Source organism: Streptomyces sp. NPDC047028, from assembly GCF_040644095.1.
In the GTDB taxonomy this organism is placed as follows: Bacteria; Actinomycetota; Actinomycetes; order Streptomycetales; family Streptomycetaceae; genus Streptomyces.
In genome coordinates, this window is the sequence record NZ_JBEYVS010000053.1 from 1 (window position 1) to 14,572 (window position 14,572).

Sequence of the window (14,572 nt, forward strand, 5' to 3'; positions counted from 1 at the left end):
CACGCGGCTTCGGGAACACCAGCAACCCGATCACCGACGCCGCCACACCCAACGACCCCAACAACACCGCCAGCGAAAACCCACCCGACTGACTCGCGCCGTCACCCGCCGCCGCACCACCCGAGGGAGTACGTCGTGCCGTCTCCGTCGTCGTTGCCGTCGCTGTTGCGGTGTGCGTCGCTGTTGCCGAGCTCGATGCGGGCGCGCTGCTGGATGCCGGTGCCGAGCTTGATGCGGGCGCGCTGCTGGATGCCGGTGCCGAGCTTGATGCGGGCGCGCTGCTGGATGCCGGTGCCGAGCTTGATGCCGGGGCGCTGCTGGAGGCCGGCGCCAAGCTTGATGCCGGCACACTGCTGGGGGCGGACGGGCTGCTTGATGCGGGCGCGCTGCTGGAGGCCGCCACCACGCTGGCGCTGAACATGGGAAACGGGCTGGTGCCGCAGCCGAGAGAGACGGTGTACGGCCCCGGTGAGCTACTCGAGGCGATCGTCGCCGAGGCCGTGTAGATGCCTCCAGCCATCGCGGGGGCGGAGGCGGTGATCACGGGCGCCACCGCCGGGGCCACTGAAAACGTGGCCTCGCTCGGGCAGTTCAGGGACATGATGCTGATCACTGACCCCGGGGTGGCGGCCGCAGGGCTCACCGTGACCGAGGGACTGCTCTGTGCCTGGGCGGCCGGGGCGGCAAGGAGCAGCAGGGCCGCCGACACACCGGCCGTCTGAACAAAGGATCTGGCAGTCATTGTGGTCGTCCCGCTCCGTGGGGGTTCGCTGGGCGTCCGCAGGCTGATCGTCGTCCGTCGTAAGCCATCTCAGTCAAATCCAGCCCGGGTGACTCCGCATGTCGAGTCGCCGTCACCACGCCCTCTTGTCGGCCGATCGGGTGTCGTCTGGGTCTGCGACCCCGACGCATGGCTGCCACGTGTTCTCCGAGGCCAAGCACCGGTGGACGGCACGATGCCGGAGGAGCCGGTGACGCCGTTTCTCCGCCGACCGTGTGATGTCGGTCCGTCAACTCTGTGACCTCGTGGAAATTGGCCGGTCGATCGGGTGCGGATTAGGGTCATGGGTGCAGGCTCGGACAGTGTCGAGGCGGTGCAGGCGAATGACAGGTCTCAATTGGCTGAGAGCGGCGCGCGTGGAACTCAATGCCCCGCTCATCGAGGTGGAACCGGACTCTGCGTCGTCCGCCCCCGTGGCGGACGTCCAGGACGCGTTGGTCGCTTTCGACGGAGGTTTCGCACACATCGCCCCCCGCCCACCGTCCGAGGACGTTCCGGTGCGTGTCAGTGTGGTGCCGTCGACTTCACTGCGCCGCGTGACGTATGACCAGCCGCCGCGCAGCGGTTCCTGGACCACCTGGTAGTCACCGTCCACTTTGGTTCAGGAGTTGCCGGGGTTGAGACGGTTGGGCTGCACATCGAAAGTGACGACGATCGCGTCACCCAAATGGGGGAAGCGGCCGGTCAGGTTCTTCCTGATCTCGTTGAAAAGATCAAGCCGGGTGTTGTGCTTGGCCGGGGTGACGGTCCCCTGGTAGTTGTACAGGACGGCACCTTTTTCCGAGGGTACCTGCATGGTCATGATCCAGAAATAGGAGCCCTGGGACACTGCTTCCACGGGATGGCCTCCGTCAGGCTGACCTTATTTCTTGGCCCTGCTTTCATGGGCTTGAGTACGGCGGGGCATCGCACAGCGGCCGCTCGACTCGGCCTGCGCCGCCTCCGTGACCAGTTGCGATAATAGCCCCAACTCTGCGGCGGTTCCGTGATTTGAAGCCGCGTCGAAAGAAGGGACCGACACCACCCTATGGCTCGAAAGGTTATTACCACACGTAGCGACGACTTGACCGGTGAAACGTCGGAGAATGTTTCTACGCACAGCATTCTCGTCGATGGTGCTGGGGTCGAAATTGACCTCGATGATGAAAACTACGAAGCGCTCCTCGCGCTCCTGAACCCCTACCTGCAGGCCACGGGAGCGCGCAGAGTACGGGGTGTCACCGTGTCGCGCAAGGGGGGAGCGCGAAGGGCCGAAGGGCCGAAGAAGGCGGGCCGGCCGAGCGGAACATCGTCGGCGATCAGATCCTGGGCTCGGGCCAACGGATTCGAGGTCAGTGACCGCGGACGGATGCCCGCGTCCGTACATCAGGCCTATGAGCGAGCCCACGCCTGAGAGCTGTCCCCGAGGCGTTCGCGACTGGTCGCTCGAATGCCTTGTGCGATTGAGCCGGTCGCTCTGCCGTGCGACCGGCTCGTGAGCGTCGCTGAAAGGCCGCCTCAGTCCCGCTGAACGCAGACGAGGCGGCGAACCGCGCGGCAGGAATACTGTCCGACACTCCATACGCGCGAAGATGTGCGCTCCGTATGTAGTTGCTCACATAATGCAAGATGTTGCGAGCATGACATTTATGAGTTTAGTGCATCATTGATTGCACTATGCGAACCGGTCCGCGCACTGATTCCTCTGTGCCATCCATCGTGGTTCGAGGGTGCCCAGGCGTTGGACAACTGCCGTGCCGACCAGGACGGTTCAGCTATTCGAGACTCTGTCAGTTACGTAAAACTCTTCAGTATCCGGAGCGGCCGGAAAGATAAAACTCCCCGGTAACGTTGCTGTCTCAAGCGCGGCACGGATAGCATTCGGCGCGAATCCAGCGACTCCTCCCGCCTTCAACATTTGAGAGTTTGCCCATGTTCTTTATGACGGGTTGGTCCCTGACTTTGGCGCCTGTGGCCGCAGCGGCGCTTGCACTGGCCTACGTGCAGGTAGCCGATGAGGAATCGATGACAAAACTCGACGCCGCGTCCAGGGGACAGACGCACTGCTGTGTACCCGAGGCAGCCGTGACGATCGTTCCGCCGACGCACGTGCCGAAGGGAACCGGCGCGGTGGCGTCCTCGACAACGCTGTCTTCCGTGTCCACCGAGAGCTGCACCGAGACCAGCGGTGTTCACACGGTGATGGAGGTTCCTCGGGGTGGAGCGCGTGCCGTGGCGCAACCCTGCGATGAACTCCGAAGACCGCAGGGGACGGTCGAGATCACTCCGGTGGTCGTGCACGGCTGGGACAGCGAGCCGGGCCGGGCGGAAACCGGGCCGGTGGACAAGACGCGGTGAGCGGAAGATCCGGGAGAAGAGGGACACCTCGGCAGGCGACGTCAGTGTCATTCACGCTTCTCGGGGTCTGCATGACTCTGGCCGCGTGGCTCGGGATGATGTTTTTGATCATTCAGGGCGCTTGCGTACGGGGAAATTCCCATTGGATATGCAGAATCGTCAATTTCTTTTGTGCCCGTTGGAAACAGTTTTGACCAAGCATGAGGTGGGCCCGGTGCCCGCGGAGGTGGCGCCATGGTGATGTCCTTGTCCGAGCGGGTGCGAGCGGCCGTGGCCGCCCTGATGCACACGACAGGAGACTCGCAGGCAAGTCTCGCGGCCGTCCTGGGAGTCAGCCAGGGGCAGGTCAGCAGGCGTCAGTCGGGCACCGCAGCATGGAGCCTGGACGACTGTGAACTGCTGGCCGTGCACTATGGCATCGATGTCCTCGACCTCTTCGCCGGACCCACCAGTGCCTGCGAGGCTCTCACCGACAGGCAGCGAACCACCAGGCCGCGGCATGCCATGTTGTCGCGGAGCATGGCTCGCCAGGCGGCCTGGCAGCGAGCCGGCCACGAGCGGTTGTTCGGCCGTGAACCCGCGCCCTGACCGGCTCCAACGAGCGCCTGGAATCGCCCGCGGGCCGCAGACCCTGCGCACCGGCCCTCACGCAGAGTCAGCGGTGAGTGACAGAGGCGGCCTGCCGGCGCCCTCGTCCAGCAGGAGCGCGTGAATGCCGCCGGGGAAGGGGGTCAGCCTGTCCTCGATGTAGGACAGCAGTGTCTCGCCGCTTCCGGCAGCCGCACCGAACGGCTTGTCACGCTTGTGCCCCCAGAGGTGCCCGGTCACCTGGCCCTCGGGGAGGAAGAGGATCTGATCGAAGTCTCCGACACGGCAGGTGTGCCAGGCGCCCGCCTGTTGCGCGGTGTCACCGCCGGAGTAGCCCCGGTGGCTGATTCCATCCCGCTGCACCTTCAGCCGGTCCCACGCCGTGTATGTGCCCGGAGAAAGGCTTCGGACGTGCAATTGATCTGCGGGGGTCTGCCCGGCCGGATAGAACTCCGCGACGACGGAGGATCCCTCACGGTAGTCGAATCGAACCGTGTAGCAACGGTCTGCTGCTTCGCCGTCGAACGCAGGTCCGACGGGCGCCACCCATGTGAAGCGATAGCCGCGCCAGCCTGCCGCCAGGTCCGGATTCTCCGCAATAGTGTCGAGTGGCATGCCAGGTGGTGCCGACTTCTTCTCCTCCGGCGATCCGATCTCCTCCGGCGCAGCGATGTCCTTCGGCGTCACGCTCGTCACTATGTTGCGGACAAGGCCGAGGAGGCGGGCTTCGTCGAATGTGGGCGCCGGCTCGGGCGGGAAGTACTCCAGTACCAGCTTGAGTACCTTGGGTATCACAGTGGAAGCGACGAACCCCGAGATGGAAGCGATTTGCTTCGAGGTCAGCCCCTTAGCTGTCTCCTGCACCTTCCTAAGGCCCTTGTCGATCCCGTCCAGCATGCTCTGCCGTAGCCCCGCTGGAAGGTCTTTGGCGCCGTAGACGTCCGGAATCACCACCCCTCCCGGGCGCGTCGTCTTCAACTCCGCCTTGCGCGCCCTGACTTCCTCTTCTGCCTTCTTGATGTTTGCCTCGGCCTGAGCGATGCGCGCTTCCGTGTATGCCCCCACCACGCCAGTAATGGTGTCGGTGACCCCGTCATACACGCTGCTGGCCAGGCCGCCGATGCCTGGGAACTGGATGAGACTTCCGGCGAGTACGGTTCCTACGGTCTTCACCAGGAGTTCCAGCTTGTCCTTTTGCTGGGCAACCATCGCCCGGTAGAGAAGCAGTGGATCCTCTCCGTGGGCCACACGGACTTGTTGCATCGTCTTGCTGGATTTTATTTCCGTGACAGCCTTGGTTATTTCGTGATACTTGGCAGCCATCATTGCGGTCTGCTCAAGTGTCATACCGGCACGACGCACAGTGTCCAGCAGGGCAGTGGCTGCCATGGCACTCGCACCTGCCGCTACACGATTGAATTTGTCATGCGCCTTTTTTATTTTTTCGACATTCTCGGATGAGTCGTACGCGTAACTTTCGAGAACGTTTCGATCGATGATGAAAACCATACTGTCGAAGAGTTTCCCAACGTTCCGGCTCGATTCATCGATGGCAGGCAGCTGAGACCTCTTCAGGTTGTCCATTACTTTTTTGCACAGTTCCGGGCTCGAATGCTCGTCAGCCAGGTCATGCTCGGCCTCTGCCAGGCGGTTGAGGCGCGCCTCGAGTGCCTCGACATTACTGGAAAGATCCCTTACTCGCAGACTTGCCTGGAACCCGACGGCGAATACCTCAAGACGTTCTACCTCGATGATCTGCTGGAGCAGTTGGTTCGCCTGGTCGACCTTGGTCTGGATTCCCTGTTCCACTGCTCGCAGCAGCGTCAACGTCTCGGCGCGCTCCTTGTTCAGTGTGGCGAGTACTCCTCGGTCCAATTCCTTCGCAGGTTCGAACCTGGCCAGCTTCTTTTTGGTGAACGTTTTCAGCAGACTTTCGATGTCCTCCTGAGCCCAGGCCGAGGTGACGGCCACAGATCCTGGTTCCGACCCGAACGGATCGAACTTCTTCCCGTGCTTCAGCACCACGATCTCGCCTGCTCTGACGAACGGGCCACCTCTTTGCATCCATGCTGGAATCTTCTTCAGCACTATCACGTTATTCCGAGTGCCGCCGAGCAGTACTGGCCTGATGTCGAAAGCAACTCTTCCTCCCTCGGGGACGGTGCTCAGGATCTGGTTGTTGGTATCGTTCAGTACGCGAAGGTTCTCATCCGAAACTTCGATTGCCGCAGGTGTCTGTTGTGCCGGATATTTTCGTTCCGAGACAACGGAACTCTTGCGCTCGGGCATGCTTTCGAGCAGGCTCTTGGGTGGTGCGGAGCCGCCAAGAGCCACGCCCACGGCATCGGAAACAATTGCCGCTATTTCGGAGGGTGATGACATGAGGAAAACCTCCCCAGGCTGCGGTAGATCACAAACGGCTGCGAAGCTCCTCGATGATGAGCTCTTCGAGTTCAATGTCGGATATTTTTATGCCCTTGTGAACAACCACTGCGTCTTTCACCAGGATGAACAGTTCGGCGAACGTCCGAGGCGGTCCGCTGGGCGATGAGTCACCGGGCGCTGAGTCGACATGAAAGAGACGGGCTATCTGAGACACCGTTCCGGGGGAGGGCGGAGAGCCTTTCAAAAAACGGCCCAGGACGTGTGCAAGGGCGCCCTCCGCGGCTTCGGTACCCCCTAGATCGCCGCTTTGACCGGTAGGGATGCTGGCTGGGACGGACATGTTTGCCCCTAACCTTCGGGAGCCTGAGTCGGTCGCTGAGCGGTCGAGGCGGAGCGCCCAGTCTTTTCAGCTTGCGCCTGGGGGAGATTCCTCGCATCCGGGTGTGATCTCGGTCGAACGGCGACTGCCGTGCGTGGCGCGCCGAGCCTTCCCCCACCACTCCTCGGCTCGGCCGGCCTAGGAACCGCTCCAGGAGCCGGCGCGGCGCGCACGGCGGTAAGCGCCGGGGCTGGTGTCCTGCCAGCGGGCGAAGGCATGGCACAGGGCGGCTGCGCCGCTGAGACCGACGTCGCGCGCTATACGGTCGATGGTGAGGTCGGTGGTTTCCAGGAGACGGCAAGCGCGGGTGCGGCGTGCCTCATCGAGGAGCTCCCGCCACGAGGTGCCCTGCTCCCGAAGCGCCCGGCGCAGGGCGCGGTCGCTCATGTGGAGTGCCTTTTGCAGGTCGGAAGGGCCGACTCGGCCCAGCGGCGCATGCGTCAGCCAGCGCCGGATCCGTGCCGGTTCGGCGGCGGCGGCCGCCAGGTCGCCGAGCAGCCGGTCGGCGTAGCTCCGCTGCACCGCGGCGAGTTCGGGATCCGCGAGATTGAGCCTGCGGTCCAGCTCCGAGGTGGCGACAAGGATGGCAGCGTCAGCGGCGCCGAAGGAGACGGGGCATCCGAGGACTGCTTCGTACCGGCTCAGGTCCCCGGTCGGCTGGTGGGTGAAGGCCACCGCGTCGGGCGCCCAGCCCGGGCCCGCCAGCCATCGGGCTGCCGTGACCATGCCGGCGAGGACAGCCTCTATCTGTTGCGGATGCATGGCGTCCGGTGCGACGACCGGCCGGTAGACCACACGCGAGAGCACGGTGCCGCGGATCAGTGAGACCTCACCGGCCTCGCTCACCAGTGGGTGGTAGCGGACGGCGGTGGCGGCGGCCTCGCTGAGCGTGACGCAGGTCAGGACGAGGTGGCCGAGTACGTGCAGGGCGGGGGGCCGCAGATCCGCTCCCAGGCGAAGGCCCACTTCTGTTCCGCGGCTGTTGTGAATGGCGCGGTCCCACAGATGGCACACCTCGGGGAAGGGCAACCTCGCGTTGGCCGCCGACAGTGACGGCAGTGCCGGGTGGCCGTCGTCAGACGCCGCGTGGGCCACCGCCCGTGCGTAGCTTGTCGCCACCGTGACGAGCGATGGCGGCAGGTGCATGACGATCAGTGAAGCGGTGGCTCCTGCTGGCGTCAATAGGGACAGAGCCAGGGTGTGTACGGCGCGGATCAACGGGGAGGCCGCCCGGGTCAACGACGGCGCGACCGGCAGGCCGTACGTTCGCAGTCGTCGGTCGTGCCTCCTGACGCGACCGACCGCCCGGCACGCGCCGGAGCCGTCGGCGGCGGCAGCGGCGTCCGCGAAGTCGAGGAGCGAAGAATGCGTATGTCCTTGTCGCGATGGCTCGTCGTCATGGCTGCGACGCTTCTGCTGACCGGTCTTCGGCCGGCTCCTTCCGTAGCGGTGCCGCAGATCGCCAGGGCGCTGCCCCGGCCCGCTGCGGTAGGGCCTTGGGCGGTCCTGGACTACTCCAACAGCAATGCTTTGACGGGCGGTCAGGGCCTTGCCACGGTCACCCGCCCGGACGGAACGACGTATACCTGGTTCGACGGCATCGCGAGCGTTCCGCTCCGGCTCCGGCTCGCGGGATGGTCGCACGTGGGTGACCCCGATTCACGCGACGGCTACGTCGTCGAGCCCTACCAGAAGAGCTCCGGCGATTCGAAGATGTTCCGCGTCTGGACGCCTGGCGGGCAGGCCGTCGAGTTCTACCACCGTGACGTGCCGGGCGAGGCGACGGACAACAACTTCGCAGCCATCGCACCGGACGGTGACTGGATCGTGTCTGGGCAGTGGGGGGACATCACTTCGCTCCCGTTCTATCCCATGCCCTATCTGAACCACGCCGTTTCCGGCCCCGGACAGAACCTCCCTCTGGCCGGGGCGATCCGGCTCGATCATGCGATCTCCGCGGTCCAGGGGTGCGCGTTCACCACCGTCGTGCAGCTGGTGTGTTCGTCGGACTCCGACAGCTCACCTTTGGGCAACACCAAGCCGCTGATCCAGATCGACCTCGCGCGTTCTCTCACGGGCGGTGATGTGACGGGCCGGGTGACCGAGCTCGGAACGCTTCCCCTGGAAAGCGTCTGCTCCGGGAGCTTCGAGGTCGAAGGCATCGACTACGCCGACCGCTCGGGCGACCTGAGAGTCGAGGTGATCCCCCCGGGCCCGTGTGCTCCCGTCGGTACCGTTTGGCGATTCAGGCGGTGACGACCGCTCAGGCAAGCGTATCGGCACAGAAGACCACCAATTGGTGGGCCGGCGAGCGGGGCCGGAATCGGGGCGGGAGCGGTGGTGCCGGTGCTGGGGGACGGTTCGCGGATGTCGGATGATCTTGTGTCTGATGACCTGTGGGAACACATCGCTCCGCTGCTGCCTCCACACCAGCCGCGCCGAGCCCGGCATGCGGGCCGGCTGCCGGTTGATGATCGAGTGGCTCTTCGCGGCATCGTCTACGTGCTGTCGCAGGGTGTGAGCTGGGCCGAAGTACCCGCAGAACAGATCGGTTGCAGCGGGGTGACGTGCTGGAGACGACTGCGGGACTGGACCGAGGCCGGCGTCTGGCCCCTTCTGTACCGGATCCTTCTGGCCGAGCTGCGTGACGCGGCCCCATGGGGCATGGACGACGCGGCGATCGATTCCTCGCATCTCCCGGCTGTCACCGGGCGCACACCGGACCTTCGCCGGTCGCCCGAGCCCGCCCGGGCACCACGTACCACCTGATCACAGACCGGCGCGGAACACCCTGGCGGTCCTCCTGAACCGGCCGATCCGCCGCGGCGGCACGCAGCTCATGCCTCTGCCTATGCACCGCCCGAGCGAGGCTCTCCCCTCTCACGGGACCGTCACAACCGACTGGTTTCGGCCATCCTCGTCGCGGCATGTCCCGCCGTCCGGTGGTTCGGAGTCGATGCCGGTGCGGCTTTCCCCACCAGCGATGGCGCCGGCGCATGGCCCACTCGCGTGCCGCACCGTGGGCCTCCTGTCCAGAAGCCATTTCAGTGGCTGGTCAAGCACTCGCCGAACAACAACACTGAGGTGCACGTGGAAGCCGGTCTTCGAGGAGGCGCTCCCCATGCCCACACGACTCCTGCCCCGGGCCAACCGCGAGTACGGCCGTGAGTCTTGCGGACGCGCCTGCTCTCTCAGACGTCCCTGACCGTGCCGTGACCGGGTCCGTAAGGGCCCTCTCGTCAGTCCCACGATGACGCCCCGCTGCAACCCTCGCCGACCCAGTGGCCCGACTCACGACCTCCCTGTTCGCACTGCGTCCTGCCGGGCACTCCCTCGGGCCCGTGCCGACGCTCTGCGTGGCGTGAAGACGGGCACTCACCCGGTGAATGGCTGTGCGCGGGGGTCGGGCGGCCGGCCAGTTGCGGTCGCATCCGGCACGCGCCGGACCGCGAACACCCCTGCACGGTTCGCGGTCCGGCTCGTGGGCCACGTGCGCCCGAACGATGGTCCGGCGGCGGGGTCCTGCTCGTGTCACCCGGAAGCAAGGCTGGCCAGGATGATCACTGAATACTCATCGGCCTTGGGCATCTCCCTCAATGTGCTGATCGGTGTCACCGGATTCGCGCGTTACGGATTTGTGGGCAGCAGTGCCGATACGCCCACGGGCGGGGCCGTGACCGTGACCCGGATCGTCGTCGACCGGAGCCCGCCTCTTCGTCCTCCCCCTCCGTGCCCGCCTCCGGTGGGTATACCGCGACGATCACGGGCGCTGACCGCGGGGGCACCGGCCGAAAATCGGCGGCCTCGGGAAAGAAGTTGCACGATTGGTGCAAGTATAGAAAAATCGTTCCAGCGTCACGAACTGGGGGGCATGGGCTCAGGGTCTGGACTCCGGGCTTCACACCTACCGCACTAGCCAGATCGGAACACTTTGTCGATGATCCGCCGAATACCCTCCAGCCGCCGTGCAGGCCTCCTCGCCGGCGGCACCTTGCTCTGTCTGACGGCGACCGGCGTCCTCGTCGGCAACGCGTCCGTGGAGCACCGGGTGGAACAGCGCGTTGCAGCGGCCGCCCACTGCCGGATGCAGCCATCGGGACAAGTGACCGCATCGCTGGACGGCACCTTCGCCGGGCTGAAGGCCCTCAGCGGCCAAGCCGACACGGTCAGCGTGCACGCGACCGACGTCAAACGTCATGAGGTCGCCCTGAACGTCGACGCCACCCTTCACGGCGTGCACAGCGACGGCACCACCAAGGGTGGAACTGCCACCGTCACCGCGCCCTACGACCAGCTCACCCCCTACCTCGCCGAGCACGAGGGTGACGGCTCACGCCCCCTCACCGTGGGATCGGACGGCGCCGGGCTGGCCCTCAACACCACCACCGGGCGCGGACTGCCCGTCACGGTCCATACCGACCTCAAGACCACCGGCAACAGCCTCACCGTCACACCCACCGATGTCACGGTGCTCGGCCGTGACGTACCCGTCACGCAGGTCGCCGCATTCCCTGGTTCCTCCGGCGTTGCCGACGAGCTCGCCCCGAAGACCGTCAAGCTCGACGACCTGCCCGACGGTGCCCGCGTCACAGGCGCTCACGCCGACGCCGATGGTCTCGTTCTGACCGTCAGTCTTCCCAGTGGCGGCAAGGGGGGCACGGCTTCCGGCGACTGTCCCTCGTGAGCGTCATGACAGAGATCGCCGCGCCCTGGGAAACAGCGCGTGATCTATCAGTAACTCTCGGCATCGATCAGTAGTGATCGCTTTCCTACTTGATGTGCCCGCCAAGGCGGCCGCACAGCACTATCGCGTTCCAGGCCGCTTTGCATTGGGGGGACCGTGATCCGGAAAGCCGAGCCCATCACGACGATCAGGACGCCCGGCCGACTGGGCAGACTCAGGCTGGGGTACCCCGGCTCCCGGCGCTTCAAGGCTGCCTCGCAGGAGGCCCTCCTCTGGGCCGAGGCCGAGCAGTTCATCCGTCTTCACCACAGCGAAGACGCCGATGCCGGATCCGTCGAACGCAGGCTGGCCTCGGTGCGACGGTCGATCGAGCGGTGCGGCCGCTATCAGCACACCACGCGCGAACTGGAGTTCGGCGCCCGCGTCGCCTGGCGAAACAGCGTCCGCTGCATCGGTCGCTTGTACTGGCATTCTCTTGTGGTGCGTGATCTGCGGCGTCTGTCAACGGCACGTCAGATAGCCGACGCTTGCATCGAGCACATCACCATCGCCGCGAACGGCGGGCGGATCCGCCCTGTCATCTCGGTCTTCGGGGCGGGGGGCGCGGAGGGGCCGGGACCCCGCATCTGGAACGAGCAGATCATCCGATATGCCGGGTACCGCTTGCCGGGCGACGGGATCCTGGGCGATCCTCGCAATACCGCCCTCACGGAGACGGCCCTCGCACTGGGCTGGCCCGGCGGAAAACAGACGCCCCACGACATCCTCCCGCTCATCGTGCAGGAACGAGGCGGTCTGCCCCAGTGGTTCGAGGTGCCCGCCGACGCCGTACTGGAGGTCGACATCTGTCATCCGGAGGGGCTCTGGGGGAAGGAATGGGGCGTGCGATGGCATGCGGTGCCCGCCATCTCCGGCATGCTCCTGCGCATCGGCGGCATCTCATATCCGGCTGCCCCGTTCAACGGCTGGTACATGGGTACCGAGATAGGTGCCCGCAACCTTGCCGACGAGGATCGCTACAACCTTCTGCCGAGGGTCGCCGAACGTCTGGGGCTCAACACCTCCAGCGATCGCACACTGTGGAAGGACCGCGCTCTGGTGGAACTCAACCGGGCGGTACTCGACTCATTCGCGAATTCCGGAGTGACCATCACCGACCACCACACGGAGGCGGCTCGTTTCATGCTCCATATCCAGGCCGAAGCGCGCAACGGGCGAACGGTGCATGCGGACTGGTCCTGGATCGTGCCACCCCTGTCGGGCGCGGCCACGCCGGTGTTTCACCGCACCTACGAGAACATCCAGTGTCTTCCCGCATTCCTGCCGCATCCCTCACCGGTCTTCGCGACGGACACCCGGACGTGCCCGGCCGAGGACGGAGCAGGACAGGATTGACCGCGCCGGCCGGGACGAGTTGTCCCGGCCAGGGGGCATGCCCCCTTCCCCGCGGCGGCCCGCACCCCGATCAAGAGGCCTGGGAGAGTTCGGGCGCCCCGTCAAAGTGGATGCGGTGCGATGGAACGCCTTTGGCGACGAGCGCGTCGACGCTGCTGCTTATCATCTCCGGAGGGCCGGACAGATACGCGTCGTGCATCTGCCACCTGCCGTGCGAGGAGAGCAGAACCGGGAGTTGATCGGCGAGCTGGAACGCCGGCCTCTCGCACATCAGGGGGTGGACCGTGAGCCAGCGGTGCTGGTTCTGCAGGCCCAGCAACGTATCGATGGCGTACAGACCACTGCGCTGGCGGGCACTGTAGACCACGTCGATGACACGGTTGGTGCCGTGTTCGATCGCCTCCTCCACCAGCGCCTTGATCGGGGCGATGCCGGTGCCGCCGCCCAGGCACAACAGTCCGTTGGGGCTGCCGCGGTCGATGCTCATGGAACCCGCCGGCGGGCCGAGCCGGATCACATCACCGCAGCGGGCCCGGTTGACGAGAGCCGTGCTGACCCAACCGGTGGGAACGGCCTTGACATGAAAGGTGAGCGTGCCGTCCGGACGTGGTGCGGAGGCGAAGGAATAGTGCCGCCACACCCGGGGCCACCAGGGAGTCTCGATACTGGCGTACTGACCGGCGCTGAAATGGTAGGGCTGGTCCGGGCGGACGGTGATGACCGCGATGTCCGGTGCCCGTTGTTCGTGCGCGACGACCTCTGCCTGCCACCATGGTGGAGCGCTCAGTTCGTCGACTGCGGCCGCAGCCGTCATGATCTGGGAGATGGCTGCGTACACCCGCCTCCACGCGGCCTCGGCCTCGGCGTCCCAGACCTCGGCGGCGTAGTGGGCCATCGCAGCCAGCAGGCATTCTCCGACCGCTGGATAGTGCTCCGGCCGCGTTCCGTACTTCCGGTGTCCGCGGCCTAGTTCGGACAGGTATTCGATCAGGCGGACGGTGTCGTCCACGTAGGTCGCAGCTGTGAGCAGCGCTTTGAACAGCCGGTCACGCTGGAGAGACATCGACACGGGAAACAGGTCGCGCAGTGCGGGGTAATACGTGAACAACAGCGCGTAGAAGTACGAAGTGGCCTGATCGGAAACCGGTTCGACCGATGCCAGGGTCCGCTGGATGACAAGGGCGTCCGCGGAAGGCTCCGGCGGTGGCGTGAGCAGTGTGCCGGGGAGCGCGTGGCCGGCTCCAGGGCCGGGCGCGGGATCCTCGACGCGGGGTACGAGGCCTTCGGCGGTGTCCGGACCGGGGTGCCCGTGTCCGGTACTCAGCACCACTGCGGGGTTCGTGAACCCCGCGGGGCAGGACTGTGGGTAGAGGGGGGAGGCGCCTGTCCCCTGGAGATTGGGGACGTGGTCCGGCGTGCTGCCGACCAGTCCACCTGCGGCGCGGGCTTCGGCGATGCCGGGGGAGCTGCTGGAGAACGTCCGGCTGTCCATGGGGAGAACGTCGGCATCGTCCTCGGGCGGTTCTGCCGGGCGAAGGCTGGCGAGCGTCCGTACGACCACCGGCCTGCGGCTGGGCATGCGACGCCCCTCGCTCCGCCTTTGCCGATCAGCGGAAGCCGGTTTCACCGGCGTGAACCAGTCCCGTTCGCTTCCCCGCCCCCGTCTTCGTGCGGGAGTCCCGGATATCTGGTCACTCACACCCTGCTCACCGTTCCCGGCACTGCTCACCGCCGACGTGTTACGCGCATCCATCGCATGCCCTGCCTTCAACCGTCATCCACGAGAGGCGACGAAGTGGGAGCCTTCAACGCCCTGGCCGACTGTTCTGCCGCAGCGGAGCCGCTGCCTGTGTTCCGGCGCGTTTGGTATCCCACCGGATGTCATCAGGAGGAATCTCCGGCCGTATCGGCCTCAAGCGGAAGACAGTGTGACATGCGCAGCCGATCCGCAACCCGACAATCTGAAATGTGCTGATCAACAATCAAAACTCATGCCCTTGACGTCACTTGTCCGAACAGGGTC

12 protein-coding genes and 1 pseudogene are annotated in these 14,572 nt (G+C 65.6%); 9 read left to right on the forward strand and 4 right to left on the reverse strand.

What is annotated here, in order from left to right:
- Positions 1-170 precede the first annotated feature (170 nt).
- Together ABZ854_RS32315 and ABZ854_RS32320 are read left to right on the forward strand one after the other, a co-directional pair.
- On the forward strand, positions 171-506 hold the full coding sequence (locus ABZ854_RS32315; protein WP_361218117.1) for a hypothetical protein: 336 nt from the start codon (positions 171-173) through the stop codon (positions 504-506).
- Positions 507-722: a hypothetical protein gene (locus tag ABZ854_RS32320; RefSeq protein ID WP_361218120.1), complete on the forward strand. Its 216-nt coding sequence runs from the start codon at positions 507-509 to the stop codon at positions 720-722.
- A gap of 660 nt (positions 723-1,382) precedes the next feature.
- On the opposite strand, the gene ABZ854_RS32325 is transcribed toward ABZ854_RS32320, so the two are convergent.
- Positions 1,383-1,619, reverse strand: coding sequence for a hypothetical protein (locus ABZ854_RS32325; RefSeq protein WP_361218123.1), 237 nt, complete (start codon positions 1,617-1,619; stop codon positions 1,383-1,385).
- A gap of 189 nt (positions 1,620-1,808) precedes the next feature.
- On the opposite strand from ABZ854_RS32325, the gene ABZ854_RS32330 reads away from it, so the two are divergent.
- From ABZ854_RS32330 to ABZ854_RS32340, 3 genes are all read left to right on the forward strand, one after another.
- Complete coding sequence (locus tag ABZ854_RS32330; RefSeq protein ID WP_361218126.1) at positions 1,809-2,174, forward strand: Lsr2 family protein; 366 nt, start codon at positions 1,809-1,811, stop codon at positions 2,172-2,174.
- A gap of 518 nt (positions 2,175-2,692) precedes the next feature.
- Positions 2,693-3,118 (forward strand): hypothetical protein, encoded by a 426-nt coding sequence (locus tag ABZ854_RS32335; RefSeq protein ID WP_361218129.1) that lies wholly within the window; start codon positions 2,693-2,695, stop codon positions 3,116-3,118.
- Positions 3,119-3,352: 234 nt separating this feature from the next.
- Complete coding sequence (locus ABZ854_RS32340) at positions 3,353-3,706, forward strand: helix-turn-helix transcriptional regulator (protein ID WP_361218131.1); 354 nt, start codon at positions 3,353-3,355, stop codon at positions 3,704-3,706.
- A 57-nt stretch (positions 3,707-3,763) separates the two neighbouring features.
- Here the strand turns inward: ABZ854_RS32340 and ABZ854_RS32345 are convergent, their stop codons facing one another.
- Positions 3,764-6,088 (reverse strand): hypothetical protein, encoded by a 2,325-nt coding sequence (locus ABZ854_RS32345; protein ID WP_361218133.1) that lies wholly within the window; start codon positions 6,086-6,088, stop codon positions 3,764-3,766.
- Positions 6,089-6,608: 520 nt separating this feature from the next.
- On the reverse strand, positions 6,609-7,616 hold the full coding sequence (locus ABZ854_RS32350; protein ID WP_361218135.1) for an AraC family transcriptional regulator: 1,008 nt from the start codon (positions 7,614-7,616) through the stop codon (positions 6,609-6,611).
- Positions 7,617-7,835: 219 nt separating this feature from the next.
- Here ABZ854_RS32350 and ABZ854_RS32355 point away from each other — a divergent pair, with 219 nt between their 5' ends.
- The 4 genes and pseudogenes from ABZ854_RS32355 to ABZ854_RS32370 all read left to right on the forward strand — a co-directional run bounded on the left by ABZ854_RS32355 (position 7,836) and on the right by ABZ854_RS32370 (position 12,549).
- A complete protein-coding gene (locus tag ABZ854_RS32355) occupies positions 7,836-8,726 on the forward strand; it encodes a hypothetical protein (protein WP_361218138.1) in 891 nt (296 codons plus the stop codon).
- Positions 8,727-8,837: 111 nt separating this feature from the next.
- Positions 8,838-9,318 (forward strand): annotated as a pseudogene (locus ABZ854_RS32360) (transposase); the annotation flags it as partial.
- A 1,089-nt stretch (positions 9,319-10,407) separates the two neighbouring features.
- Positions 10,408-11,154, forward strand: coding sequence for a DUF2993 domain-containing protein (locus ABZ854_RS32365; RefSeq protein WP_361218140.1), 747 nt, complete (start codon positions 10,408-10,410; stop codon positions 11,152-11,154).
- Between the two features lie 156 nt (positions 11,155-11,310).
- Positions 11,311-12,549 carry a nitric oxide synthase oxygenase gene (locus ABZ854_RS32370; protein WP_361218143.1) on the forward strand — a complete coding sequence of 413 codons (1,239 nt, stop codon included), beginning with the start codon at positions 11,311-11,313 and terminating at the stop codon, positions 12,547-12,549.
- Between the two features lie 70 nt (positions 12,550-12,619).
- On the opposite strand, the gene ABZ854_RS32375 is transcribed toward ABZ854_RS32370, so the two are convergent.
- Positions 12,620-14,128, reverse strand: a complete 1,509-nt coding sequence (locus tag ABZ854_RS32375; protein WP_361218146.1) for a globin domain-containing protein — start codon at positions 14,126-14,128, stop codon at positions 12,620-12,622.
- Positions 14,129-14,572 lie beyond the last annotated feature (444 nt).

Coding starts and splice junctions, on each gene's coding strand:
- ABZ854_RS32365 (WP_361218140.1), top strand. CDS start 10,408: ATGATCCGCCGAATACCCTCCAGCCGCCGTGCAGGCCTCCTCGCCGGC.
- ABZ854_RS32355 (WP_361218138.1), top strand. CDS start 7,836: ATGCGTATGTCCTTGTCGCGATGGCTCGTCGTCATGGCTGCGACGCTT.
- ABZ854_RS32350 (WP_361218135.1), bottom strand. CDS start 7,616: ATGCACCTGCCGCCATCGCTCGTCACGGTGGCGACAAGCTACGCACGG.
- ABZ854_RS32345 (WP_361218133.1), bottom strand. CDS start 6,088: ATGTCATCACCCTCCGAAATAGCGGCAATTGTTTCCGATGCCGTGGGC.
- ABZ854_RS32335 (WP_361218129.1), top strand. CDS start 2,693: ATGTTCTTTATGACGGGTTGGTCCCTGACTTTGGCGCCTGTGGCCGCA.
- ABZ854_RS32375 (WP_361218146.1), bottom strand. CDS start 14,128: ATGCCCAGCCGCAGGCCGGTGGTCGTACGGACGCTCGCCAGCCTTCGC.
- ABZ854_RS32320 (WP_361218120.1), top strand. CDS start 507: ATGCCTCCAGCCATCGCGGGGGCGGAGGCGGTGATCACGGGCGCCACC.
- ABZ854_RS32330 (WP_361218126.1), top strand. CDS start 1,809: ATGGCTCGAAAGGTTATTACCACACGTAGCGACGACTTGACCGGTGAA.
- ABZ854_RS32340 (WP_361218131.1), top strand. CDS start 3,353: ATGGTGATGTCCTTGTCCGAGCGGGTGCGAGCGGCCGTGGCCGCCCTG.